Source organism: Streptomyces sp. NPDC088706, from assembly GCF_044752765.1.
Classification (GTDB): domain Bacteria; phylum Actinomycetota; class Actinomycetes; order Streptomycetales; family Streptomycetaceae; genus Streptomyces.
This window is the reverse complement of sequence record NZ_JBIVLW010000006.1, coordinates 177,902-203,615: the sequence shown is the minus strand read 5'-3', so window position 1 is coordinate 203,615 and position 25,714 is coordinate 177,902. Positions and strand designations below refer to the sequence as shown.

The following is a 25,714-nucleotide window of genomic DNA, read 5'->3' as shown; positions in this document are numbered from 1 at the left end:
AGGTTGGGCTCACTTGATGCCTTGGAAGGGTGCTGAGTCTTCGATGACGGAACCGACCGCTCCTCACGTACTGCTCTCTCCCGCTCACTTCGCCGATGTACGCCGGCGCATCGGCGACTACGGCGACCCGGCCATCGCCGCGGCGTGCGCCATCGGGCTGGCGTACTGGGCGACGGGCAGCGGCCCCGACGGCATCGACCTCACCCCCAGCACCTCGTTCGCCGATGTCCTCGGCTGGGTCGACAACGGCGGTGGCGGTGTCCGGGGTTGGGACGTCGGTACGGACGGTCTCGGCATCACCCTCCCCGTCGGCGTCCCGCGGGACGAGGCGCAGCTGGCCCTGGACGACCTGGCCGACTTCCCGGACCGGCCCGTCGGCACCATCGGCCCCTCCGGTATCGCGGCGCGGATCGAGACCCTCGCCGGGTGGAACGACAACCGCGTCGACCGGGCCCGCCCCACCCTCATGGAGATGTTCCGCGAACAGGCGCGCACCCGGCCGGACGCCGATGCCGTCGTCGACGAGCACCGGACCCTGACGTACCGTGAGGCGGCGGGCAGGTCGGCCCAGTTGGCCCACCACCTGGTCGAGCGCGGCCTCGGCGCCGAACAGGTCGTCGGGATATCGCTCGGCCGTTCCGCCGAGATGGTCATCGGCCTTCTCGCCGTGCTCCAGGCCGGCTGCGCGTTCGTACCGCTCGACCCGCAGTGGCCGGCCGCCCGCAGGGCCGTCGTCATCGAGGACGCCCGCGTGGTGCTCCAGCTGGGCGGCTCGGGCGCGTCGCAGACGGCCGAGCCGGACGCCGTCGCCGTCGACCTCGACGACTGGGGGTTCGGCTCCTACCCGACGCAGGCGCCCGAGGCGGCCGTCCGCCCCAGCTCACTGGCGTACGTCATCTTCACCTCCGGTTCGACCGGTCGGCCCAAGGGCGCCATGATCCGCCACGAGGCGATCAGCGAACGCCTGCTGTGGCAGCGGGACGAGATCCTGCGGTTCGGCCACGACGACGCGTCGCTGTTCAAGGCGCCGTTGTCCTTCGACATCTCCATCAACGAGATCTTCCTGCCGCTGGTCTCCGGCGGCAGGCTGGTGATCCTGCGCCCCGGCGGCGAACGCGACCCGCACCACCTGCTCAGCGTGATCGCCGAGCAGCGCGTCACCTTCACCTACCTGGTCTCGTCCATGCTGGACGTACTCCTGGAGATCGAGGGCGGCTCCGGACGCCTCGACAGCCTGCGCCACGTCTGGTGCGGCGGCGAGGTGCTGACCCCGGAACTGTACGAGCGGTTCCGCACCCGGCTCGACATCCCCATGTACCACGGCTACGGCCCCGCCGAGACGACCATCGGCGTCTCCCACGTCATCTACCGGGGCGCCGCCGAACGCCTGTCGACCTCGATCGGCAAGGCCAACCCCAACACCCAGCTCTACGTACTGGACGACGAACTGCGCCCGGTCCCGGTCGGCGTCGGCGGCGAACTGTACGTCGGCGGACTCCTCCTGGGCCGCGGATACGTCGGCGCTCCCGGCCTCACCGCCTCCCGGTTCGTCGCCAACCCCTTCGCCGCCGACGGCTCCCGCCTGTACCGGACCGGCGACCTGGCCCGGTACGCCCCGGACGGGTCCCTGGACTTCCTCGGCCGCGCCGACAACCAGATCAAGATCCGCGGAATGCGGCTGGAGATCGAGGACGTCGAAGCCTCCCTCGCCGAGCACCCCCGGGTACGCCACACCTGCGTCGTCGCCAGGAAGAACAGCGCGGGCGGCACCTACCTGGTGGGCTACGTCATCCCCGCCACCGGCGGCGAAGAACTCACGGCCGACGAGGTCAGGGCCTGGGCCACCACCCACATGGTCGAGTACATGGTCCCCGCCCACCTCGTCGTCCTGGCGGAGTTCCCGCTCACCGCCAACGGCAAGATCGACCGCACCGCCCTGCCGGAACCCGCCCCCGCCACCGGCACCGGCACCGTCGTGGCACCCGCCACCGACAACGAGCGCCTGGTGTGCGCGGCCGTCGCGGCGGTGCTGCGCGTGGACGAGGTCGGCGTCGACCAGGACTTCTTCCAGCTCGGCGGCGACAGCATCCTGGCCATCTCGCTGCTCAGCGCCCTGCGGGAGGCGGGCCTGCATGTGACGGCACGCCAGATCTTCACCCACAGCACCGTCGGGGCACTGGCTGCGGTGGCGAGCCGCGACGAGGCCTCCACCGTGGACCACGCCGACACCGCGACCGGCACCGTCGAGGGATCACCCATCGTCCAGTGGCTCGGCGGGACGACCGACGCCATCGACGGCTTCGTGCAGTCGGTCGTCCTGAACACCCCTGCGGAGCTGACCGCCGACGCCCTGGACGCCGTCCTCGCCGCCGTACTCGACCGCCACGCCATGCTCCGCGCCCGCCTGGTGCGTGGCGAGCGGTGGAGCTTCGACATCCCGCGGGCCGGCCAGGCCGCCGTGCAGTGGCAGGAGAGCGACGGGCCGCCGGCGGAGTGTGTCGAACGCGCCACCCAGGGGCTCGACCCGGACAACGGGGTGATGCTGCGAGCCGTGTGGCGCCGCGCGGCACGGCAACTGGTCCTGGTCGCCCACCATGTGGTGATCGACGGCGTGTCCTGGCGGATCCTGATGGACGACCTGGCCACGGCCTGGCGTCAGCACACCTCGGGCGGACCGGTCGAACTGCCGCCCGCCGGTACGTCGTTCAGGCGCTGGACCCAGCTGCTCGGGCGCGCGGCCCTCCACGCGGACCGCACCTGCTTCCAGCGCGCCCTGCCCGGGGCGGACGCACCGATCGGCAGGCGCGCCCTCACCGAGGCCGACACCGTGGCCCGGGAGCGGACCCTGACCGTCTCCGTCGGACCCCAGGACACGGCCGCGCTGCTGGGGGAGATCCCCGCGCGGTTCCACGCGGGCGTCAACGACGTCCTGCTGACCGCGCTGGCCGTCACCCTCGCCCGCCGGCGCCGCGACCGCGGGCAGGACCAGACCTTCGCCCACATCGAGCTGGAAGGCCACGGCCGCGAAGGGCGGTTCGTGGCGGACACGGCCGGTTTCGAACCGGAACTGTCCCGTACGGTGGGTTGGTTCACCACCCTGTTCCCGGTGACCGTCGACCCCGGCGCGGCACCTGACCTCACCGACCCCGGCTACCTCGCCGCCGCCCTCAAGGCGGTCAAGGAAGACCTGGCCCGGGTGCCGGACAACGGCGTCTCCTACGGCGCCCTGCGCTACCTCACCGACACCCGGCTGACCGCGCCCGCACCCCAGGTGCTCTTCAACTACCTCGGCCGCTTCGACGCGGGCGCCGGCGGAGACTGGCAGCTCGCGGGCACCACCGGGCAGCTGGGCGAGAAGCGCGACCCGAGGATGCGGCTGCCGCGCGCCCTGGAGTTCAACGCGATCGCCGAACCCGACGCGAACGGGGCGTACGAACTGGTCACCACCATCTCCTGGCCCGAAGGCCTGTTCACCGACGAGGACATCGCCACCCTCGGCGCGTACTACCGCTCGGCCCTGGCCGCGCTCGCCGCGCTGGAGGAGGGCGGCCACACCCCCAGCGACTTCCCGCTGGTGCCGCTCACCCAGACCGACGTCGACGACCTGGACAGCGCGGAGCTGCGTGACATCCTGCCGCTGACGCCGCTGCAGGAGGGCCTCTACTTCCACTCGGTCTTCGACGACGACGCCACGGGCAGCTACGTCGAGCAGCAACTGCTCACGCTGGCGGGCGAGGTGGACGCCGAGCGGCTCGCGGCGGCGGCCACCCGGCTGCTCACGCTCTACCCCAACCTGGCCGCCCGCTTCACGGCCCTCGCCGACGGCCGGGTCGTCTCCGTCGTCGAGAGCGGCATACGGGCGCCCTTCACCACGCTGGACCGCCCCGCCATCACCGACGCCGAGATCCGGGACCTGGCCGAACGGGACCGCCGCGCCGGATTCGACCTCGCCACCGGGCCCCTGATGCGCTACACCCTCATCCGCGCCGGAGCCGGTCGCACCGTCCTGGTGCAGACCGTGCACCACATCATCGCCGACGGCTGGTCGGTGCCGCCGATGCTCCGCGCCCTGCTGGCCGAGTACCACGCACCAGGCTCGGTGTACCCGCTCGGCGGCTACCGCGACTACGTCAGCTGGCTCGCCGAACAGGACCAGGGCGAGAGCGACCGGGTGTGGCGCGACGAACTCGCCGACCTGCCCGGCCCCTGTCTGGTCGCCGAAGGGCACACCCCCTCCGAACGGTTCGCCGACATCGCGGCCGAACCCGCCGACGACATCGACATCGCCGCACGGTCGGCGGGCGTCCCCCTGAGTGTGGCCGTCCACAGCGCGTGGGCGGTGACGCTTGGAGGCATTCTGCGCGGCCGGGACGTCGTCTTCGGCTCCACCGTCTCCGGGCGGGACGCCGAGGTGCCCGGCATCCGGGACATGGTGGGCCTGTTCATCAACACCATTCCCGTACGCGCCCGTTGGACCGCCGAAGACACCGCGCACGACCTTCTCGCCGCGGTGAAGGAGCACCAGAGCGCGGTGCTGGCGCATCAGCACGTCTCGCTGGCGAGGATCGGCCGGCAGAGCGGTGCGGGCTCCCTCTTCGACACCCTGGTGGTGTTCGACGTCGCGTCCGACGTGTCCGCCCTGCGCGGACCGGACGACACCCTCACGATCACCGACATCGTCAACGAGGGAGCCCCGCACTACCCGTTGACGCTGGTCGTCGAGCGGGCGCCCGACGGCCGCCCGCGCTTCAACCTGATCTACGACGGGCAGTTGCTGCGCCGGCAGAGCGCCGAGGCGGTCCTGAGCGCGTTCACCCGGACCCTCGCCGAGCTGCTGAGCCGCCCGGACGCCCGGGTCGACGAGCTGGCTCCGCGGGACGGCGGAGCCCCGGAGCAGCTCGCCCCGACGACCCTGGGCGAGCTGTTCGACGCCGCCGCGCACCGCGACCCGGCGGCCACCGCCGTCACACAGTGCGCGCTGGACGGCGGCAGGCGGTCCCTGACGTACGGCGAACTCCGCCTGGCGAAGAACGAGTTGGCTGCGGTCCTCAGTGCGGCCGGAGTCCGCCCCGGGCAGCGGGTCGCCGTGGCCGTCCCGCGCTCCCTGGAGCAGGTCGTCGCCCTGGTCGCCGTCGTCACCGCCGGAGGCGCGTACGTACCGCTCGACCTCGCCTATCCGGACGAACGGCTGGAGTACATCCTCGCCGACGCCGCCCCGCAGGTCGTCCTCGTGGACCGGGAACAGCGCGACCGCTTCACCCGGCTGCTGGACCGGGCCGGGGTGGACGCCCGCGTGCTCGTCCAGGGCGACGGCCTTCCGCCCGCCGCCGGGGGCGACGGCCTTCCGCCCGCCGGCATCACCGTGCCCGAGGCGAGGCCGCAGGACCCGGCGTACGTCATCTACACCTCCGGCTCGACCGGCCGTCCCAAGGGCGTCGTCGTCCCGCACTCCGCGGTGGCGACGCTTCTCGCCAACACCCGGCCGGACATGGGCTTCGGCCCGGACGACGTCTGGGTCCAGTTCCACTCCTTCTCCTTCGACTTCGCCGTCTGGGAGCTGTGGGGAGCGCTGGTCCACGGTGGCGAGCTGCTGGTCCCGGAGTACGCGCTGACCCGCTCGCCCGTCGACTTCCACCGGCTGGTCCGCGAGCACGGCGTCACCGTCCTCAACCAGACCCCCTCCGCCTTCCACCAGTTCATCGAGGCCGACCTGCACGCCGACGAGCCGGTGACGGGGCTGCGCCGCATCATCTTCGGCGGCGAGGCGCTGGACCTCGGGCGGCTGCGCGGCTGGGTCGAGCGGCACGGCACCGGTGCGCCCGAACTGGTCAACATGTACGGCATCACCGAGACCACCGTCCACGTCACCCACCGGGTGCTGACCGACGAGGACTTCGTCCGCGGCGGGGACACCAGCCCGATCGGTGGCCCGATTCCCGGGCTGGCCACCTATCTGCTCGACGACCGGCTCCGGCCGGTGCCGCCGGGCCGGGTGGGCGCCATCTACGTCGCCGGCGATCAGGTGTCCCTCGGCTACCTGGGCCGCCCCGGGCTCACGGCGAGCCGGTTCGTGGCGAACCCGTTCACGGGCGACGGCTCCCGGATGTACCACACGGGCGACCTCGCCCGCCGGACGCTGGACGGCGAGCTGGAGTTCGCGGGCCGCGCCGACGACCAGGTGCAGCTGAAGGGGTTCCGGGTCGAGCTGGGGGAAGTCGAGGGAGCCATCAGGGACGTGGACGGCGTCGTCGATGTGGCCGTCACCGTGGCGGACAGCGGCGACCACCTCGTCGCGCACCTCGTGGGGCAGGCGCCCGCCGACCTCACCGCCCTGCTCTCCGCCAGGCTGCCCGTCCACATGGTGCCGGGGCGGGTGCTGCCGGTGGACGCGCTGCCGCTGACGGTCAACGGCAAGCTCGACCGCAAGGCCCTGATCGAGCGGGCCGCGCGGCAGGACGGCCCGCGGCACGGGCAGGCCACGAGCGGGCGGCCCGACGCGCTGAGCGGGGCCGACGTGCTCACCGCACTGACCGGCATCTTCGCCGAGACGCTGCCCGGGGCCGCCATCGACGCCGACACCGACTTCTTCGGCGCCGGCGGCGACAGCATCGTCGCCATCACCGTGATCAACCGGGCCCGGGCGCTCGGCCTGCCGATCGCGCCCCGCGACGTGTTCCTGCTCAAGACCCCGCGCGCGCTCGCCGGCCACCTGGCCACGCGCACCCCGCAGGCCGCGCCGGCGCCACCCGCCCGACGCGAGGACGGCCCGCTGCCGCTCACGCCGATCATTCTGCGCCAACGGGAGCTGGGCGGCTCGCTCGCCCGGTTCGCCCAGGCCAGGGCCCTGGTGGTCGCCGACGGCACCGGCCTCGCCGACGTCCGGCGCGCCGCGAACGCCGTCGTGGCCGCGCACCCGGCCCTCCGGCTGCGGCTGCGCGTCGAGCACGGCGTCTGGACCCTGCGTACCGAACCCGCCCGCGAGGCCTCCGTCGCCACCCCGGACACCGCAGACGCCACGTCCGCCGCGAACGAGGCCGCCGGGCGGCTGGACCCGGAGGCCGCAGACGTCATCGCGTTCTCCTGGCTGGCGGCCGCCCGCACCCTGGTCGTCACCGCCCACCACCTCGCCGTCGACGCGGTGTCCTGGCTGATCCTCCTCGACGACCTGACCACCGCCCTGAGCGGGTCCGCCCTCCCGCCGCCGACCACGCCCTACGCCGCCTACGCCGAAGCCCTGGCCGTACGGTCGGCCGAGTCGGCCGACGGCCTCGGACACTGGATCACCACCCTCCAGGCTCCGCCCCTGCTGCCCGCGCCCACGAACCCGCGCGAGACCACCGCCGTGCTCCCGCCCGACATCAGCGACCTGGTGACGCGCACCGCCCCCGGCGCTCTCGGCATCGCTCTCACCGAACTGCTCTGCGGCGCCCTGCGCACCGCACTGACCCGCATCCAGCCCGCGCCCACCGACCTGGCGATCGACCTGGAGCGCCACGGCCGGGTTCCGGCCGGGGAGCACCACGACTACACCCGCACCGTCGGCTGGTTCACCTCCATCGCCCCCGTACGGCTCACCCCGCACACCGACCCGGTCGCCGCGGCCCGCGAGATCGCCGGCCGCCAGCCCGACGAGGAGGGGCACGTCGCCTACGGCCTGCTCCGCCACCTCAACCCGCAGACCGCCCCCCTGCTGACCGCCCGCCCCCAGGTCCTCTTCAACTACCTCGGCCGGGGCGCCGAATCCCAGGCCCTGCACCTCACCGGCGGCGAGCAGAACAGCCCGTACGCCGTCGAGGTCAACGCCTGGACCGACGACGCCACCGGAAGCCTGCACGCCGCCTTCACCCTCGCCGAAGGCATACCCGACACGCTCACCGAACACTGGCTCACCGCCCTGGCCCGGATCGCCGACGCCTCCGCGACCGCCGAGCGCACGGCACCGGTCACCCCGCTCCAGCGCGGCCTCTTCTTCCAGGCCCAGCTGGCGGGCGCGGCCGGACACTATGTCGCGCAGAGCTACTTCACCTTCGACCGCCGCCTGGACCCCGACGCGCTGGCCGAGGCGATGGCCCAGGTGATCGCGCGCCACCCCGTCGTCGGCGCCGGCTTCACCACCGACGACGACGGAAACCCGGTGCAGCTCCTCCACGCGGGCCGCCGGGTCGGCGTCCGCACGGTCGAGCTGACCACGGACACCGAGGTCGAGGACCTGTGCACCCGGGACCGCGAACGCGGCTTCGACCCGGGGGAGCCACCGCTGATCCGGCTGACCGTGGTGCGGCTGCCGGAGAGCCGCGACGGGCTGCTGCTCAGCTACCACCTGCTGCTCTGGGACGGCTGGTCCCGCGAGATCGTGCTGCGCGACCTGTTCGACGCGTACGAGGCGGTCGTCGCGGGCGAGCCGTGGGACGCGACCCCGGCCGTGCCGGGCTTCGAGGAGTACGCCCGGGCGCTCGCCGCCGAGGACCCCGCCGTGGCGGAACGGTTCTGGGCGGACCACCTGGCCGGCCTGCCGGGGCCGACGTTGCTCGCCGGACCGGCCCCGGCCCTCAGCGAGGAGCTGCCGCAGCCGCTCGTGCACACGCTCTCCGCCGAGCTGACGGACCTGCTGCGGGACGCCGCCCGCGTCCACGGCGTCACCCTGAACTCGGTGCTGACCGGCGCGTTCGGCCTCCTCCTCGGCGCCCGCACCGGGCGCGGCGACGCCGTGTTCGGCGTGACCGTGTCGGGCCGCGAGGGCGAGGGGCACGGCGACATCGTCGGCGTACTCCTCAACACCGTGCCCATGTGGACGCGGGCCCGGCCCGAGGAGACGGTCGGCGCGTACCTGTCGGCGGTACAGGCGGCGCGCGTGGCGGCGATGGACCACGAGCACCTGGGGCTCGGCGAGATCCAGCGGGCCAGCGGGCACGACACCCTGTTCGACAACCTCTTCGTGCTCCAGAACTTCCTGGATCTGGACGCCTTCGCCGCGATGAACGCCCGCCACGGCATCACCTCGGTCCAGGCGGACGACTCCACGCACTACCCGTACACCTGGGTCGTCACACCCGGCGACCGGCTCACCGTCAAACTGGAACACCGCCACGGTGACGGAGATTCGGCCCGGCGTCTCCTCGACGACTACCTGCGGGTGCTGGAGGACGTGGCGCGTTCGACCGGGCTGACGGGGGCGCTCCCGGGCCTCGGACCGGACCCCGAACCCGCCGGGCGTACCGACGTCGGCACGGACACCGTCGTCGACCGCTTCGACCTCGCGGCCGACCGCGATCCGCAGCGCGTCGCCCTCGTCGCCGACGGCGCGACCATGACCTTCGCCCAGCTCCGCGACCGCAGCCGGGCCGTGGCGGGCGTGCTCGCCGCGCGGGGGATCGGCCCGGAGAAGACCGTCGGCCTGGCGATCCCGCGCTCGCCCGACTGGATCGCCGCGCTGTTCGCGGTGCTGCGGGTCGGTGCCGCGTACGTACCGCTGGAGCTGGACCACCCGGACGAGCGGATCGCCACCATCGTCGAGGACGCGAAGCCCGAGGTGATCCTCACCGTGAGCGGCGTGTCGCCCCGGCTGAGCGGCGAGCTGATCGAGCTGGACCGGCCCCTGCCGGAGGCCGAGCCGTACGTGACGTTCGCCCCCGACGATCCGGACCGGCTGAGGCACCCCGCGTACACGATCTACACCTCCGGATCGACCGGGAAGCCCAAGGGCGTGGTGACCGAGTACGCCGGGCTCACCAACATGCTGATCAACCATCGGCGCCGGATCTTCGAGCCGGTCCTCGCCGAGCACGGCCACCGGACCTTCAAGATCGCCCACACGGTCTCCTTCGCCTTCGACATGTCGTGGGAGGAGCTGCTCTGGCTCGCCGACGGCCACGAAGTCCACATCTGCGACGAGGAGTTGCGCCGGGACGCGCCCCGGCTGGTCGAGTACTGCCGTGAGCACGCGATCGACGTCATCAACGTGACCCCGACCTACGCCCAGCAGCTGATCGCCGAAGGGCTGCTCGACGACCCGCAACAGCGGCCCCCACTGGTGCTGTTGGGCGGTGAGGCCGTCACGCCGGCGCTCTGGCAGCGGCTCGCCGAGACCGAGGGCACGGTCGGCTACAACCTGTACGGGCCCACCGAGTACACCATCAACACCCTCGGCGTCGGCACCTTCGAATGCCTGGACCCGGTGGTGGGCGTGGCGATCGACAACACCGAGGTGTACGTCCTCGACCCCTGGCTGCGGCCCCTGCCCGACGGCGCCCCCGGCGAGCTGTACGTGGCGGGCATCGGCATCGCCCGCGGCTACCTGGGCCAGAGCGCCCAGACCGCGCACCGCTTCGTCGCCTGCCCGTTCGGCGCGCCCGGCGAGCGCATGTACCGCACCGGGGACCTGGTGGTCCGCCGGCCCGACGGAAACCTCAGCTATCTGGGCCGCACCGACCAGCAGGTCAAGATCCGCGGCCACCGGGTCGAACTGGGTGAGGTGGAGGCCGTGTTCGCCGCCCACCCGGCGGTCCGGTTCGTCGCCGCGGTCGCCCAGCCCGACCCCCAGGTCGACGGGGCCCACCGGCTGGCCGCCTATCTCGTACTGGAGGGGGCGGAGTTGGCGCAGGTCGCCGGGGACGTGAGCGCCGGCCTGCCGGACTTCCTGCGCCCGACACACTTCGCCCAGGTCGACAGCATCCCCCTGACCGTGAACGGGAAGGCCGACACCAAGGCGCTGCCCGAGGCCAGGCCGCTCGGCGCGCTGACCACCGCGGGGAAGCGCGGCCCGGCGACCGAGACCGAGAGTGCGGTCTGCGAGTTCTTCGCCGAGGCACTGGACCTGGACGACGACGAGGTCAGCGCGGTGAGCGACTTCGTCTCCCTCGGAGGACACTCCATGCTGGCGGTGCGGCTGATCGGGCTGCTCCGCCGCGAGTACGGTCCTGTGATCACCATCCGGGATCTCTTCACCCTGCGAACCCCGGAAGCGATCGCCCGCCACCTTGACGAGAACTGACGAGCAGCATGAAAACTGACACGCAGCGGCCCCGCCCGGGGGCCGCCATCCTGCGGACCGCGCTGCGCCGCAACATCGGCGCCATGATCGCGGGCACCGTCCTCATGGGCCTGTACCAGGCGGCGGAGACCGCGTTCCCCATCGCGCTCGGACTGATCGTCGAGCACACGATGCAGGACCGCAGCCTCGGCTCGCTCGGGGTGTCGATCGGCGCGCTGGCCGTGATCATCACCACGGTGTCCCTGTCATGGCGGTTCGGCATGCGGGTGCTCCAGAAGGCCAACACGACCGAAGCGCACCGCTGGCGGGTGCAGGTGGCCGGCTGCGGCCTCCAGCCGGTGGCCAGGGACGTGGGCGCCCTGAAGTCCGGCGAGATCCTGACCATCGCCACCGAGGACGCCGACCAGACCGCCGACATCATCGAGGTGGTGCCGCTGCTGGTCAGCTCCCTGGTCGCGGTGGTCGTCGCCGCGGTCGCGCTGAGCCTGGCCGACATGAGGCTCGGCCTGCTGGTGGTCGTGGGGACCGTCGGCATCCTGTCGATCCTCGCGGTGATGTCCAAGCGGATCGGCGCCAGCACCCAGGAGCAGCAGGCCAGGGTGGCGCGGGCCGGGGCCAAGGTCGCCGACCTCATCATCGGCCTGCGCCCGCTGCACGGCTTCGGCGGCAACCACGCGGCGTTCGGCTCCTACCGCAGGGTCAGCACGGACGCGAAGCGGCAGGCGATCACCGTCGCCCGGGTGAACGGCGCATACGCGGGCACCGCGCTGGCCCTCAACGCGGTCCTCGCCGCCACCGTCTCGCTGACGGCGGGCTGGCTGGCGTTCGAGGGCCGGATCTCCATCGGGGAACTGGTCATGGCCGTGGGCCTGGCGCAGTTCATCATGGAACCGCTCAAGATGTTCTCGGAAATGCCCAAGTACGTGATGATCGCCCGCGCCTCCGCCGAGCGCATGGCCCTGGTGCTCTCCGCCCCGCCGGTGACGACACCCGGGCCCGAGCGCCCGGCACCGGGCGGAGACCTCCAGGTCGACGGCGTACGCCACGGGACCCTGCGAGGGCTGAAGTTCACCGTGCCGGCGGGGGAGTTCGTGGCGATCGCCCCCTACCAGCCGCGCGCGGCGGCCGACCTCGCCTCGGTGCTCGCATTGAACGTCGCACCCCCCGCGTACGAGGGGGTGGTCCGGCTCGGCGGGCGGGAGCTCGCGGACCTGTCGGTCGAGGCGGTCCGTGAGCACATGCTGGTGAACCCCTACGACGCGGAGATCTTCGGCGGGACCCTCCGTACGAACATCGACCCCTCAGGCCGCAGCGGGTCGGTCCCGGAGGCCGTCGAGGCGTCGATGCTGACCGATGTCGTCGCCCTCCACCGCGACGGGCTCGACTACGCCGTCCGCGACCGCGGCGCGAACCTGTCCGGCGGGCAGCGCCAGCGGCTCTCCCTGGCCCGGGCGCTGGCCGCCGACACCGACGTCCTGGTCCTGCACAACCCGACCACGGCTGTCGACGCGGTCACCGAACAGCTGATCGCCCGCAACATCGCGAAGCTGCGCCGGGGCCGCACCACGCTCGTGATCACCAGCAGCCCGGCGCTCCTGGACGCGGCGGACCGAGTGCTCGTCCTGGACGAGGGGGTCATCACCGCCGAGGACACCCACCGCAACCTGCTCGCGGGCGACGAGGCGTACTGCCTGGCCGTGGCCCGCTGAACCACCGGCAGGGGCGGACAAGGACCCGCTCCTGCCGGCCGCTCAGCCCAGCGCCCAGGCGACATCCCTGAGCAGCGCCTGCCGCCAGCCCGCCCGGTCGTGGTCCGATGCGGACCGGGAGATCCGCGTGGTAGCACCGGCGCGCTCGGTGAGCGACTCGGTCAGCTCGCAGTGGGGCAGCATCCGCGTCTCGTGTTGCCCGACGTCGAACGCGCACCGCAGCCGGGACAGGTCGGCCCCCCGGCGCAGGCGCTCGGCGAGGGCACCGCCCACCGGGCCGCCCAGCGGGTCCGGCAGCTCCTCGGCGCCGGGCGCCCACCAGAAGGACCCCGACTGGCAGGCGATACGGGAGACCAGCTCCGGGAACTCCAGCGCCGCGTACAGCGCGCTCAGCCCGCCCAGACTCTGCCCGGCGACCACCAGCCGGTCCAGGTCGGCCGCAACGCCGGATCGGACCACCAGCGGCAGCAGTTCGTCCCGGACCGCCTCCCACAGTTGCGGGCGGCAGGTGAACTCGGCCTCCCGGTTTTTGGCCGGAACGAACACCAGGGTGACGGGTTCCATCTCGCCGGCGGCCACGGCGGACTCGAACGCGGTCATCGCCGGGTGGAGGTGCAGCCAGTCGTCCCCGTCGAGCAGCAGGACCACCGGCCCGCCGCCCCCGACCGGATGGACGCGCACGGTCCGCCGCCCGCCGAGCCGTTCGCTGTTCCAGCGCAGCCGGGTGGCGGGGAGGGGCAGGATGTCGTCGGGTCCGAGCGCCGGCCAGTGCGGCTGGGGCGGGGCGTCCGGGGTCGCCGCGATGGAGCGGTCGGCGCCCGCCCCGACCGGGTTGAGGGGGTCGGCGCGGGGGGTGCCGTCCGCGACGAGCTGGTAGGTGACCCGCAGCCGCTGGGGCATCGGCACCTCGGCGTACCAGCAGTCCGTCCGGGCCCACCGCCGCAGGGGCACGGGCCGCGACCAGCTCTCGAAGGCGAGGGAGGCCGGGGAGCCGCGCCACAGGAACAGCGTCAGCCAGCCGCCGTCGGCGGGCACCGGCAGGGGGGTCCGCGCCCCCGCCCAGAAGGCGTCGGTGCCGGGCTTGCCGGGGAGACCGAACGCGGTGAAGGGGCTCTCCGCGTCGGCCGTGGGACCGGGACCGGGGCCGGTCATGACCGGCCGGAGAGGCCATGGCCGGAAGGCCGGAGGAGCAGGCGCATGAACTTCTCCTTGTGCGAGGGGAGGGGCTCGCTCTGCATCAGGCGAGCCTAACCTAACCGTCCGTCCCGCCGGGTGTGCTCCGTCGGGGGAACTCCCTGCCGCCGTAGGAGGAGCACGTACTCCGCCGCCCGCCGCCCGAAGAGGAGCACGTACTCCGCCGCCCGCCGCCCGAGGAGGTGTACGCGCCCCGGTTCCGCGCTGCGCTCCGTCCGGGCTCTCGCTAGCGTGGGCGTGCAGCCCCGCCCGACGAGCAGAAGGACCTCACGATGGCCCGTTCCCCGCATGCGGCGGGAGGTGACATCGGCCGACGCGTCGCGGCCCGTCGCCTCCAGCTCGGCCTGTCCCGGCCGGACGTGGCCCTGCGGGCGGGTGCCGCTCCCGGCTACATCCAGTACGTGGAGGAGCAGTCCGCCACCCCCGGCATCGGCTTCCTGGTCCGGCTAGCCGACGCCCTGGAGACCACGGTCCACGAGCTGACCGGCGGAACCGTCGACCTGCCGGGCGGGCTCGGACGGGCGGCTCGCGGGGCCCGGACGGTCGAACTCGACGACGCCGCGTGCTGGACCCTTCTCGGCGACCACGGCGTGGGGCGGGTGGCGCTGACCGGCGGGGACGGGCCGGTCGTCCTGCCGGTGAACTACCAGGTGCTCGACGGCCGGGTCATGTTCAGCACGGGCGACCGCTCCCCGCTCGCCGCAGCCGCCGACGCGGAGATCGCCTTCGAGACCGACCACATCGACGACGCCTTCAGCAAGGGCTGGAGCGTGCTGCTCGTGGGAACCGTCCGCGTCGTGGCGGACGAGGAAGACGCGCGCCGGCTCAGGGAGACGGCGTACTCGACCCCCTGGGCGGGGGAGGGGCGTGAACGCGTCATGATCCTCACGCCCCGCCGCACCACCGGACGCAGGATCGTCGTCGACGACGCCCCGGGCGGGGCGGGCTGAACCCCCGGCATCCGCTTCCCGCTGGTCAGTGCGGGTGCCGAAAGACGTTGGCGTAGGCTTGCGGACCTGACGGGACAGACCTGCCCACCCATGCGCGCGCAGGTGCGGTGGGGTGACTACGGAGGTTCGCGTACATGCCGAGCAGCAGTCGTACGGCACTGGTCGAGGACCTGATGGAACGTTTCCCCGAGGTGCCCCGGGAAGCCGTCATCAAGGAGGACCTGCTGCGCGGCGGCATGGCCTTCGACGAGTCCGCGCTCAGCGGTTCGGTCGGCGGCGCCACCGGCGACGTCAAGCCGAAGTCGTACTTCATCTTCTCCTTCGACCACCGCACCCTGCCCGAGCTTGGTGCCGCCGCGCTCAACCGGCCGCCCGAGGAGGTCGTGCTCACCGGCGGCCCCTACGGGCTGCGCCGCACGGTCGTGTCGGTGCGGGTCAACCCCGACTCCCCGTATGTCGTGCGGGGCGGCGAGGACGGGACGCTCGGCCTCTACCTGGACGGGGCGCGGATCGCGGACGTCGGGCTGCCGCCGATGCCGGAGTACTACCGCCACCAGCTGTCCAACGGCAAGTCGGTGATGGAGGTCGCCCCGACCATCCAGTGGGGCTACCTCATCTACCTGACGGTCTTCCGGGTGTGCCAGTACTTCGGCGCCAAGGAGGAGTGCCAGTTCTGCGACATCAACCACAACTGGCGCCAGCACAAGGCGGCCGGCCGCCCGTACACCGGGGTCAAGCCGGTGGAGGAGGTGCTGGAGGCCCTGGAGATCATCGACCGGTACGACACCGCGGGCGTCTCCCGCGCCTACACCCTCACCGGCGGCTCGATCACCTCCCAGGTCGCCGGGCGCGACGAGGCCGACTTCTACGGGCACTACGCGAAGGCCATCGAGGAGCGCTTCCCCGGCCGCTGGACCGGCAAGGTGGTGGCCCAGGCGCTGCCCCGCGAGGACGTCCAGCGCTTCCACGACTACGGCATCCGGATCTACCACCCCAACTTCGAGGTGTGGGACCGCCGGCTGTTCCAGCTGCACTGCCCCGGCAAGGAGCGGTACGTCGGCCGCGACGAGTGGCACCGCCGGATCCTGGAGTCGGCCGAGGTGTTCGGGCCGCGCAACGTCATCCCCAACTTCGTCGCGGGCATCGAGATGGCCGAGCCCTTCGGGTTCACGAAGGTGAGCGAGGCCATCGACTCGACCACCGAGGGGCTGCGGTTCTTCATGTCGAACGGGGTCGTGCCGCGCTTCACCACCTGGTGCCCCGAGCCCACCACCCCGCTCGGCAAGGCCAACCCGCTGGGCGCACCCCTGGAGTACCACATCCGCCTCCTTCAGGCGTACCGGGCGACGCTGGAGGAGTTCGGCCTCAACTCCCCGCCCGGCTACGGCCCGGCGGGACCCGGCCGCGCCGTGTTCTCGGTCAGTTCCTTCATGGACAGCCTCGAAGGCCTGGAGGAGGAGCCCGCCGTCTGAAGATCCCCGGGGGAACGGGCACCGTTCCCCCGGGGATCGGGCGTGATTCGGGCCCCCGACCCCGCCGAGCGGGCACCGGGAGCGCCCGGAAAGCCCGCCGGTACGGGAGTGACCAGCGGCGGTCCACCGGGGAAACGGGCAGGAACGGGCAGCGGGAATCTCCCGAAGAGCCTGGTCGAGTGGCCGAACCTGCTTGTAGAAACGTCACAGGGGCCCGAACGGACCGGGCCGCGACCTGAACAGTGCCGCCGCGAGAGCCAGGGATGTGTGTCGTGGACACCGACGAACGCCGCAGAGGAATTCTCGACACCGCCCGGCGGGACGGATCGGTCGAGGTGAACGCCCTCGCGGCCCTGTTCCAGGTGGCCAAGGAGACCGTCCGCCGCGATCTGCACGTACTGGAGGAGCACGGCCTCGTCCGCCGGACCCACGGCGGTGCCTACCCCGTCGAGTCGGCGGGCTTCGAGACCACGCTCGCCGTCCGCACCACCCGTAACGTCCCGCAGAAGTCCCGGATCGCGGCCGCCGCGGCCGATCTGCTCGGGGATGCCGAGACCGTCTTCGTCGACGAGGGGTTCACCCCCCAGCTCGTCGCCGAGGCGTTCCCCCGGGACCGGCCGCTGACCGTGGTCACGGCGTCCCTGGCCGTCGCCACCGTCCTCGCCGACGCCGAGAAGATCTCCGTCCTGCTGCTCGGCGGCCGGGTGCGCGGCTCCACGATGGCCACCGTCGACCACTGGGCCTCCACGATGCTGGCCGGCTTCGTCATCGACCTGGCGTACGTCGGTGCCAACGGCATCTCCCGCGAGTACGGCCTCACCACCCCCGACCCGGCCGTCGGTGAGGTCAAGGCCCAGGCCATGCGCAGCTCCCGGCGCCGCGTCTTCGCCGGGATCCACTCCAAGTTCGGCGCGGTGAGCTTCTGCCGGTTCGCCGGTGTCGGTGACTTCGAGGCGATCGTCACCGACGCCGGACTCTCCTCGGCGGAGGCCCAGCGCTACTCCCTCATGGGCCCCCAGGTCATCCGCGTCTGACCCGCCCCCGGTCCCGTACCGGACGCTCCCCCCGTACACCCCCGTACGCCCCTGGTACACCGCGCCCCGCCCCCGTCGGGGCGCGGTCCGCCCTGCCCTCGCAACGCCCCGTACCACCACGTACCACCATCCCGCACGCCCTCGTACCACCCCGCACGACCCGATCACCGAGCCGCTACGACTGATCAGGAGTCCCCATGCGTCACCACCCCCGCCGACGCCACGGCCCACGCCGTCTGCCGCGCGCCGGCGCCGCGGCAGCGGCACTCACCCTCCTCGCCACCGGCTGCGCCGGAGCGGGCGGGACCTCCTTCGGGGGAGGTGACGCCCTCAACGTCCTGATGGTGAACAACCCGCAGATGGTCGAACTGCAGAAGCTGACCGAGCGGTACTTCACCAAGGAGACCGGCATCACCGTCCACTTCACGGTGCTGCCCGAGAACGACGTCCGCGACAAGATCAGCCAGGACTACTCCAACCAGGCCGGCCAGTACGACATCGCCACCATCTCCAACTTCGAGCTGCCGTTCTTCGCGGAGAACGGCTGGCTGCGCCCGCTGGACGACTACGTCGACGCCGACCCCGACTTCGACCAGCAGGACATCCTCCCGCCGCTGCGCGAATCGCTGACCCACACGGACGGCAAGCTCTACGCCCAGCCCTTCTACGGCGAATCCTCCTTCCTGATGTACCGCAAGGACGTCTTCGAGAAGGAAGGGCTCACCATGCCCGCCCGGCCGACCTGGCAGGAGGTCGCCGAACTCGCCGCGAAGACCGACGGGTCGCAGCGCGGGATGAAGGGCATCTGCCTGCGCGGGCTGCCCGGCTGGGGCGAGGTGATCGCCCCGCTCACCACCGTCGTCAACACCATGGGCGGCACCTGGTTCACCGAGGACTGGCAACCGCAGCTCACCTCACCGGAGTTCAGGAAGGCCACCCAGTTCTACGTCGACCTGGTGCGCGAACACGGGGAGCTCGGCGCCCCGCAGTCCGGGTACGCCGAGTGCCTGAACAACATGACCCAGGGCAAGACCGCGATGTGGTACGACGCCACCGCCGGAGCCGGATCGCTGGAGGCCGAGAACTCTCCCGTCCAGGGCAAGATCGGCTACGTACCGGCCCCCGTCGAGCAGACCGAGAGCTCCGGCTGGCTCTACACCTGGGCCTGGGGCATGCAGAACGCCACCAAGAAGGCCGACGACGCCTGGAAGTTCATCTCCTGGGCCTCCGGCAAGGAGTACGAGGAACTCGTCGGCGCCACCAGCGGCTGGTCCGACGTCCCGGCCGGCAAACGCGCTTCGACCTACGCCCACCCCGACTACCGCAAGGAGGCGGCGGCGTTCGCCGACGTCACCGAGCGGGCCATCTCCGAGGCCGACCCCGACAACCCCGGCACCCAGCCGCGCCCCACGGCGGGCATCCAGTTCGTCGGCGTACCGGAGTTCACCGACCTCGGCACCAAGGTGGCGCAGGAGATCAGCGCCGCCATCGCGGGCCGCCAGTCGGTGGACGCCGCGCTCGCCACCTCCCAGAAGCTGGCCGAGAAGGTCGCGGAGGAGTACCGATGACCACCACCACCGCCGTGCGGCCGCCCGCATCCCGCCCGGCCCCGCCCGGCAAGCGCCCCACGGGCAGCGGAGCCCGGGCCTGGGCGACCCGCGCGCCTCTCCTGCCTGCCCTCGTCTTCCTGATCGCGGTCACCCAACTGCCCTTCGTGGCCACGCTGGTGATCTCCTTCTTCGACTGGAACTCGCTCAAGCCGGACCAGCGCCACTTCACCGGATTCGCCAACTACAGCTCCGTCGTCACCGATCCCGCGCTGCGCGAATCGGTCCTGAACACCGTCCTGCTCACCGCCACCGTGGTGATCGCCTGCGTCGTCCTCGGCCTCGCCTTCGCCCTGCTCCTGGACCGCACCTTCTTCGGCCGGGGCCTCGTGCGCACTTTGCTGATCACCCCGTTCCTGATCGTGCCGGTCTCCGCCGCGCTGCTGTGGAAACACGCCCTCTACAACCCCGAGTACGGACTCCTCAACGGCGTGCTGACCTGGTTCGGGAACCTGGTCGGCACGGGAAGCGTCGCCCAGCCCGAGTGGACCTCCGAGATGCCGCTGATGGCCGTCGCCGCCGCGCTCGTCTGGCAGTGGACGCCGTTCATGATGCTGATCCTGCTGGCCGGACTGCAGAGCCGCCCCGCCGAGATGATGGAGGCCGCCCGCCTCGACGGCGCCGGGCCCTGGCAGATGTTCCGCTTCCTGACCCTGCCCCACCTGCGCCGCTACCTCGAACTCGGCGTCCTGCTCGGCTCGGTGTACATCGTGCAGAACTTCGACGCCGTGTTCACCATCACCGCCGGCGGCCTCGGCACCGCCAACCTCCCGTACACCGTCTACGAGACCTTCTACCGGGCCCATGAGTACGGACTGGCGTCCGCCGTGGGCGTGATCGTGGTGATCGGCACCATGGTCATCGCCACCTTCGCGCTCCGGGTGGTCTCCTCCCTCTTCCGTGAGGAGGCGAGCCGCGCATGAGCGCCTCGACCGCACCCCCGCCCCGCACCCCCGCCGCCGCGCGGAGCCCCCGCCCGAGGGGCCGGGACCGCAGGCGCTCCACCGCTCTGGGCCTGACCGCCTGGGCCGTCGGCATCGTCTTCTGCCTGCCCGCCCTGTGGATGGTGCTCACCTCCTTCCACTCGGAGGCCGACGCGGCGACCAACCCGCCCTCGCTCGCCGCCGCGCTCACACTCGACGGCTACCGGACGTTCTTCGGCGGCGGGGGAGGACCCACCCCCTGGCCCCCGCTGGTCAACTCCCTCACCGCGTCGCTGTTCTCCACCCTGCTGGTGCTCCTGCTGGCGCTGCCCGCCGCGTACGCGCTCTCCATCCGGCGGGTGCGGAAGTGGACCGACGTCATGTTCTTCTTCCTCTCCACCAAGATGCTGCCGGTCGTCGCCGGCCTGCTGCCGGTCTACCTGTTCGCGAAGAACACCGGCCTCCTGGACAACGTCTGGCTGCTGGTCCTCCTCTACACCTCGATGAACCTGCCGATCGCGGTGTGGATGATGCAGTCCTTCCTCGCCGACGTCCCGGTCTCCATCATCGAAGCGGCCCAGGTCGACGGGGCGGGACTGCCCACCGTGCTGGGCCGGGTCGTCGCCCCGGTCGCCGCCCCCGGCATCGCCGCCACGGCCCTGATCTGCTTCATCTTCAGCTGGAACGAGCTGTTGTTCGCCCGGGTGCTGACCGGCGTCGTCGCCGGCACCGCACCCGTCCACCTGACCACGTTCGTCACCAGCCAGGGCCTCTTCCTCGCCCAGCTGTGCGCCGCGTCGGTGGTCGTGTCCCTGCCGGTGCTCATCGCCGGCTACGCCGCCCAGGACAAACTCGTCCAGGGCCTCTCCCTGGGAGCAGTCAAATGAGGGCAGCCATCGTCGAGGCCCCCGGCAAGGTGTCGGTCACCACGGTCGACGACCCCGCGCCCGGCCGGCGTGACGTCGTGGTGAAGGTGGCGTCCTGCGGGCTCTGCGGCACTGATCTGCACATCCTCCAGGGGGAGTTCGCCCCCACCCTGCCGATCGTCCCCGGCCACGAGTTCGCCGGCGAGATCGTCGCCACCGGTGCGGACGTCGCCGAGCTGGCCGTCGGCGACAAGGTGGCCGTCGACCCCTCGCTGCACTGCCACGAGTGCCGCTACTGCCGCTCGGGCCGCGGCAACCTCTGCGACAACTGGGCCGCGATCGGCGTCACCGTCCCCGGCGGAGCGGCCGAGTTCGCCCTCGCCCCGGTCGCCAACTGCGTCAAACTCCCCGAGCACGTCGATGTAAGGGACGCGGCCCTGATCGAACCGCTCTCCTGCGCGGTACGCGGGTACGACGTCCTCAAGGGCAACCTGGGCGCCGAGGTACTGATCTACGGCTCCGGGACGATGGGCCTGATGATGCTGGAGCTGGCCAAGCGCACGGGCGCCGCGTCGGTGGAGGTGCTGGACGTCAACCCCCGGCGTCTGGACACGGCGAAGCTCCTCGGCTGCACGGGAGCGGCCGCCCGGGCCGAGGAGCTCGACCGCCCCGGCGGCTGGGACGTGGTCATCGACGCCACCGGCAACGCGGCGGCCATCCAGGACGGCCTCGGCCGGGTCGCCAAGGGGGGCACCTTCCTCCAGTTCGGGGTGGCCGACTACGCCACCACCGCGGTCATCGAGCCGTACCGGATCTACAACCAGGAGATCACCGTCACCGGCTCGATGGCGGTGCTGCACAGCTACGAGCGGGCCGCCGCGCTCTTCGCGAGCGGGGTGCTGGACCCGGCGGTCTTCATCAGCGACCGGCTGCCGCTGGAGCGGTACCCGCAGGCGATCGACCAGTTCAGGGGCGGGGTCGGGCGCAAGATCGTGGTGCAGCCCTAGCGTGCCGCCCGGCGCCCGCACCGACGTGGGAGTGCCCCCCGGCGGACCGTCATGTCCACCGGGGGGCGCCCCTGTCGTCACGAGGTGACCTGGTCCGGGCCGCCGGACACCGGACCGGGCCACCGTCCGGGCACCGGCTCGATCAGGGGAAGTTCGTGACGGTCGAAGGCACCGTCGACGTTCCCGAGGTCGGGGAGCCGATGTTGTTGATCACGTGCTGGTACTGCCCGTTGCCGCCGAGCGAGACCACCAGCAGGTTGTGGAACTTCACGCCCGGCTTCACCGGTGCCTTGAAGCCGTGCTCCTGGACGATCGTCGGATCGACGTTGTAGTAGCAGTAGCTGCCCATGCCCCAGCCCTCGTGCTGCTGGACCGAGTCGTCGACCCGGTAGGCCACGTAGCCCTTGGTGCTGCCGTTCTGGATGGCGGCCTGGTTGGGGGCGTCGTAGGCCTTCTCGTTCTGGAAGAAGATCGTGCGCCCGCGTTCGCCGTACCACTCCACGTCGTACTTGTTGAAGTGCTCGACGAACAGGCCGGTGGCCAGCACGTCGTCGCCGTTGACGCGGACTCCGTAGTCGGCGCGGTTGGTCTCCCAGCCCCAGCCCTCGCCGTGGTCGGCGCGCCAGACCCAGGTGTGGTCGATGATCGTGTCGTCGCTGTTGACGACGATGCTGGTGGTCGCCTTGCCGGGACCCGCGCCGCCGATCCGTACGAACACGTCCTGGAGGGAGGTGGGGTTGGCCGCGTGGTCGGCCGAGGCGTTCTGCGGGCCGACCTCCAGCAGGGTGGGCGAGTTGACGGGGCCGGCGTCGATGAGGAAGCCGGCCAGCTTCACCCCGTCGACGTCGGCGACCTTCATCGCGGTCACCCCGTTGTCCGGGATGATCGTGGCGAGGCCCAGTCCCAGGACCACGGTGTCGGCGCGGTTGACGTTGATGGTCTGGTCGAGGTGGTAGACACCGGGCGTGAACAGCAGGTTGAGGCCCTGGGCGAGCGCCGCGTTGATCGTCGCCGCGGTGGCGCCCTGCTTGACGACGTAGAAGCGGTTCAGCGGGATGGACTCACCCTGCTGGTTCCCGCCGTCCCAGGAGACGCCGCGCGCGTTGACGCGCTTCGCGGGGACGAACACCTTGTACTCGTTGCCGTCCAGGTAGAGGAACGGCTTCTCGCGCGAGACGGGGGTGGTGTCCAGCGTGGTGTACGGCGGGTTCGGGTAGCTGGCCGCGGGCGCGCCCTGGACACCGGAGAAGGTCATGTTCCAGACGGCGTTGGTCCAGCCGCCCACCGAACTGTCGCGGGTGTACCACTGCTGCTGGGAGTACGGGCCCACGGTGCCGTCGATCTTGCTGTCGGCGATGTAGCCGCCGCTGGCCCAGCCGTAGCCGTCGGGCGCGAGGTTGAGCCCGCCCTTGACGTGCATCCGGCGGAAGGGCGCGGCCTGGGAGACCGCCCAGCGGTTGGTGCCGGAGACCGGGTTGAGGGTCAGGTTCTCCGCCGAGCGCCAGAAGTTCTGCGTGGCGTTCCCGTTGAACCACCCCGCGTCCACGGTCACATCACCGTTGAACGTGGTGGAGTTCGGGTTGAGGCCGAGACCGGCGATCTGGGTGTAGAACCCGATCTGCGCGTTGATGTTGTCGTACGTACCCGGCTTGAAGAGCAGCGCGTGGCGGCCGGAGCCGAACTGCGCGGACTCCTGCCGCCGGAAGATCTCGTCGACCTTGCCCTGGATGTTCGGCGTGGCGGGGTCGAAGACGTGGACGTTCGGTCCGAGGTCGCCGCCGCCGGGAATCTGCGGGCCGCCGCCCCCGTCCCGGGTGCCGAAGACCTTGAACTCCCAGAGGGAGTAGCCGTATCCGGTGGCGCGCTGGGTGCCGGTCAGGCGTACGTAGCGGGCCTCGCCCGAGACGGAGAGCGTCTCGTTGCCGCCCTGGCCGGTGGTGGTGCTGTAGGCGTCTCTCCAGGAGGTGCCGTCGGTGGAGAGCTCGATGCGGTAGCTCTTCGCGTACGCGGCCTCCCAGGCGATCTCGATCCGGCTGAGGGCGGCCGGGGAGCCGAGGTCGATCCGTATCGACTGCGGGTCGGAGAAGGCGCTGGACCAGCGCGTCCCCCCGTTCCCGTCGACGGCGTTGCCGGGGGCCGTACCGCCGTTCTCCTCGCTTGAGGCGGTCACCGGGCTGCCCTGGGAGAGCAGGACGGGGGCGGCCTGCGCCGGGGCGGCCTGGGCCACTCCCAGCAGGGCCGCGACCAGGGCGGCCACCAGTGCGAAGCCGAGACCGCGCCATCGGCGGATTGCGGCCAGGGGCGGCGGCGAGGGTCTGACGAGGGCAACAGGCATGTCCTGAACTCCTGAGGTGTCAATGCGCGGGGGTCGGGAGATGGGGGCGGGCGCAGGCTCCCCCGAGTGAGAGAGCGCTCTCTCGGTAGCCGAATGATTCTCCCGCGTTTCGGCCACGTCAAGAGTTGTGCACAGGATCGGTGCGACCGGCCTCCGAGGGCGGTCGATGTTTCATCTCCTGAAAGGGGAAGGGGAGTTGGCGGAGATCCGGATGACGGGGCGGATGGCGGCCGACCGGTCGGCCAGCCGGCCGGCGGCGAGCCCGGGGCCCCTGACGGCTGGTCCGCTCCCGCCACGCTCCGCGTCGCGGGGGAGCGCTCTCTCAACTCGATCCCCGCTGTGGAGCGAGGAGTTTCCATGAACGCCTGTGGCACACCCAGGGGCGACCGGCCCGGTCCGTGCCGCCCCGCGCCCCCCCCTGGGCCCGGACCGCGCCGCGCCCAGGGGTCTCAGCGGGGCTCGTACACGATCCAGAGCGGCCCGTTCGCCAGGTCGATCCGCTTGCCGTCCGGCGTGCTGAACTCCGTGTCCGCAGCCGCTGAGGGCCGCGCCCACCGGGCCTCGTACGCCTTGCCGTCACGCAGGACGAGCGCGTTCCCCGAGCCCACGGTCTCGGTGAACGGGGTGTTGTTCCCGGCCCGGTCGCCGAAGGCCGACGGGCGTACGGCCACGTCCTGCACGATCACCGTGGCCGCCCCGAGCGGCTCGCCCTCGCTCGTACGGGCGGGGGAACCGTCCAGGGCGACCAGCCACCGTGCGCGCTCGGCGGACCAGGTGAAGGTGGTGCGCGCGGACGGGAAGCGGACCGTACGGCTGTTCTCGGCCCTGCCGCCCGGCGGCGCCGGTCCGAACCTCAGCCCCAGCGCCTCGACGGCACCGACCCCGCCGGCGGCGTAAGGAATCCGCTCCGGCCGCAGATAGAGATTGTGCGGAGCCGGCCGCTCCGGCCCCCGGAAGTACGCCCCGGGGGCGGCCGTCGGCGGTACGGCGTCGAGGGGCGCCCGCTCGATGGCCGGGAGGAGCGCGCTCCGGGCCCCCGAGAAGGCGAGCACCGGCCGGTCGAACTGGCGCAGCAGCTCCAGATCGCTCTCCCGAGCGCTGCGGACCGGCCCGACGACCGGCGGCACGTCGGAGGCGTAGACCGCGAGGAGCCGGCTGAGACCGGCCTCCACCTGCTCGACGTAGACGATGTCCGCCCGCTCCAGACCGGTCTGCGGACGGGCCGGCGCCACATTGTCGATCTTCACGGCGAGCACCTTCACGTCCGCCCCGCCGCCGGACGGAGCGGTCCCGGGCTCCGAACCGTCCCCGCTCGTGCATCCGGCCGCGAGGAGGATGAGCAGGAGCGCGGCGAGCAGCGCGGCGGCCGGTGTCCTGACTCGGGCCACGGACATGGCGACCGCCCTTCCAGGGCACCGGCCGGCCGTCCCGGCGGAGCGCTGCCGCGTCGCTGCCCTCTCTCCATCATCACGCACGGGGCCCGCTCACGGTTGCCGTCCACGCCCGCCCACGCCGCGGCGGGCGGTCGGCCCTCGGCCCTCGGCCGGCATGGCTGGAACTGCACTGCGCCGCGCGCTCGATTCCGCTTCCGATGGGACCGTTCGCTCTCTACGGTTGCACCAGTGGC

The 25,714-nt window shown here is 72.2% G+C and carries 12 protein-coding genes; 9 read left to right on the top strand and 3 right to left on the bottom strand.

The features are described from left to right. Nucleotides 1-43 precede the first annotated feature (43 nt). Nucleotides 44-10,990, top strand: coding sequence for an amino acid adenylation domain-containing protein (locus ACIQAK_RS17550; RefSeq protein ID WP_366389474.1), 10,947 nt, complete (start codon nt 44-46; stop codon nt 10,988-10,990). A gap of 8 nt (nt 10,991-10,998) precedes the next feature. Then, nucleotides 10,999-12,699 (top strand): ABC transporter ATP-binding protein, encoded by a 1,701-nt coding sequence (locus tag ACIQAK_RS17545; RefSeq protein WP_366389475.1) that lies wholly within the window; start codon nt 10,999-11,001, stop codon nt 12,697-12,699. Nucleotides 12,700-12,741: 42 nt separating this feature from the next. Here ACIQAK_RS17545 and ACIQAK_RS17540 read toward each other — a convergent pair whose 3' ends face one another. Next, entirely contained in the window at nt 12,742-13,851 is a 1,110-nt protein-coding gene (locus tag ACIQAK_RS17540) for an alpha/beta hydrolase-fold protein (protein WP_366389476.1), read from the bottom strand. A 314-nt stretch (nt 13,852-14,165) separates the two neighbouring features. Here ACIQAK_RS17540 and ACIQAK_RS17535 point away from each other — a divergent pair, with 314 nt between their 5' ends. The 7 genes from ACIQAK_RS17535 (at nt 14,166) to ACIQAK_RS17505 (ending at nt 21,752) form a co-directional block, all read left to right on the top strand. Next, nucleotides 14,166-14,843: a pyridoxamine 5'-phosphate oxidase family protein gene (locus ACIQAK_RS17535; protein WP_366389477.1), complete on the top strand. Its 678-nt coding sequence runs from the start codon at nt 14,166-14,168 to the stop codon at nt 14,841-14,843. Between the two features lie 134 nt (nt 14,844-14,977). Beyond that, nucleotides 14,978-16,315 (top strand): radical SAM protein, encoded by a 1,338-nt coding sequence (locus ACIQAK_RS17530; protein ID WP_366389478.1) that lies wholly within the window; start codon nt 14,978-14,980, stop codon nt 16,313-16,315. Between the two features lie 272 nt (nt 16,316-16,587). After that, nucleotides 16,588-17,349, top strand: a complete 762-nt coding sequence (locus tag ACIQAK_RS17525; RefSeq protein ID WP_366389479.1) for a DeoR/GlpR family DNA-binding transcription regulator — start codon at nt 16,588-16,590, stop codon at nt 17,347-17,349. A gap of 197 nt (nt 17,350-17,546) precedes the next feature. Continuing rightward, complete coding sequence (locus tag ACIQAK_RS17520) at nt 17,547-18,917, top strand: sugar ABC transporter substrate-binding protein (RefSeq protein ID WP_366389480.1); 1,371 nt, start codon at nt 17,547-17,549, stop codon at nt 18,915-18,917. Further along, nucleotides 18,914-19,879 (top strand): sugar ABC transporter permease, encoded by a 966-nt coding sequence (locus ACIQAK_RS17515; RefSeq protein WP_366389481.1) that lies wholly within the window; start codon nt 18,914-18,916, stop codon nt 19,877-19,879. Before ACIQAK_RS17520 ends, ACIQAK_RS17515 begins: the two co-directional genes overlap by 4 nt. Further along, a complete protein-coding gene (locus ACIQAK_RS17510; protein WP_366389482.1) occupies nt 19,876-20,766 on the top strand; it encodes a carbohydrate ABC transporter permease in 891 nt (296 codons plus the stop codon). Before ACIQAK_RS17515 ends, ACIQAK_RS17510 begins: the two co-directional genes overlap by 4 nt. Beyond that, nucleotides 20,763-21,752, top strand: coding sequence for a zinc-dependent alcohol dehydrogenase family protein (locus tag ACIQAK_RS17505; protein ID WP_366389483.1), 990 nt, complete (start codon nt 20,763-20,765; stop codon nt 21,750-21,752). Before ACIQAK_RS17510 ends, ACIQAK_RS17505 begins: the two co-directional genes overlap by 4 nt. Before the next feature lie 142 nt (nt 21,753-21,894). Here ACIQAK_RS17505 and ACIQAK_RS17500 read toward each other — a convergent pair whose 3' ends face one another. Beyond that, the gene (locus ACIQAK_RS17500; RefSeq protein ID WP_366389484.1) at nt 21,895-24,087 is read right to left on the bottom strand and encodes a discoidin domain-containing protein; all 2,193 of its coding nucleotides are present in this window, start codon (nt 24,085-24,087) and stop codon (nt 21,895-21,897) included. A gap of 449 nt (nt 24,088-24,536) precedes the next feature. After that, nucleotides 24,537-25,481, bottom strand: a complete 945-nt coding sequence (locus tag ACIQAK_RS17495) for a DUF3048 domain-containing protein (protein ID WP_366389485.1) — start codon at nt 25,479-25,481, stop codon at nt 24,537-24,539. Nucleotides 25,482-25,714: the final 233 nt, after the last annotated feature.

Bases quoted from the DNA above. Each gene is read 5' to 3' on its own strand.
- ACIQAK_RS17520 (WP_366389480.1), top strand. From the start codon at position 17,547: ATGCGTCACCACCCCCGCCGACGCCACGGCCCACGCCGTCTGCCGCGC.
- ACIQAK_RS17535 (WP_366389477.1), top strand. From the start codon at position 14,166: ATGGCCCGTTCCCCGCATGCGGCGGGAGGTGACATCGGCCGACGCGTC.
- ACIQAK_RS17545 (WP_366389475.1), top strand. From the start codon at position 10,999: ATGAAAACTGACACGCAGCGGCCCCGCCCGGGGGCCGCCATCCTGCGG.
- ACIQAK_RS17505 (WP_366389483.1), top strand. From the start codon at position 20,763: ATGAGGGCAGCCATCGTCGAGGCCCCCGGCAAGGTGTCGGTCACCACG.
- ACIQAK_RS17550 (WP_366389474.1), top strand. From the start codon at position 44: ATGACGGAACCGACCGCTCCTCACGTACTGCTCTCTCCCGCTCACTTC.
- ACIQAK_RS17530 (WP_366389478.1), top strand. From the start codon at position 14,978: ATGCCGAGCAGCAGTCGTACGGCACTGGTCGAGGACCTGATGGAACGT.
- ACIQAK_RS17500 (WP_366389484.1), bottom strand. From the start codon at position 24,087: ATGCCTGTTGCCCTCGTCAGACCCTCGCCGCCGCCCCTGGCCGCAATC.
- ACIQAK_RS17510 (WP_366389482.1), top strand. From the start codon at position 19,876: ATGAGCGCCTCGACCGCACCCCCGCCCCGCACCCCCGCCGCCGCGCGG.
- ACIQAK_RS17495 (WP_366389485.1), bottom strand. From the start codon at position 25,481: ATGTCCGTGGCCCGAGTCAGGACACCGGCCGCCGCGCTGCTCGCCGCG.
- ACIQAK_RS17515 (WP_366389481.1), top strand. From the start codon at position 18,914: ATGACCACCACCACCGCCGTGCGGCCGCCCGCATCCCGCCCGGCCCCG.
- ACIQAK_RS17540 (WP_366389476.1), bottom strand. From the start codon at position 13,851: ATGACCGGCCCCGGTCCCGGTCCCACGGCCGACGCGGAGAGCCCCTTC.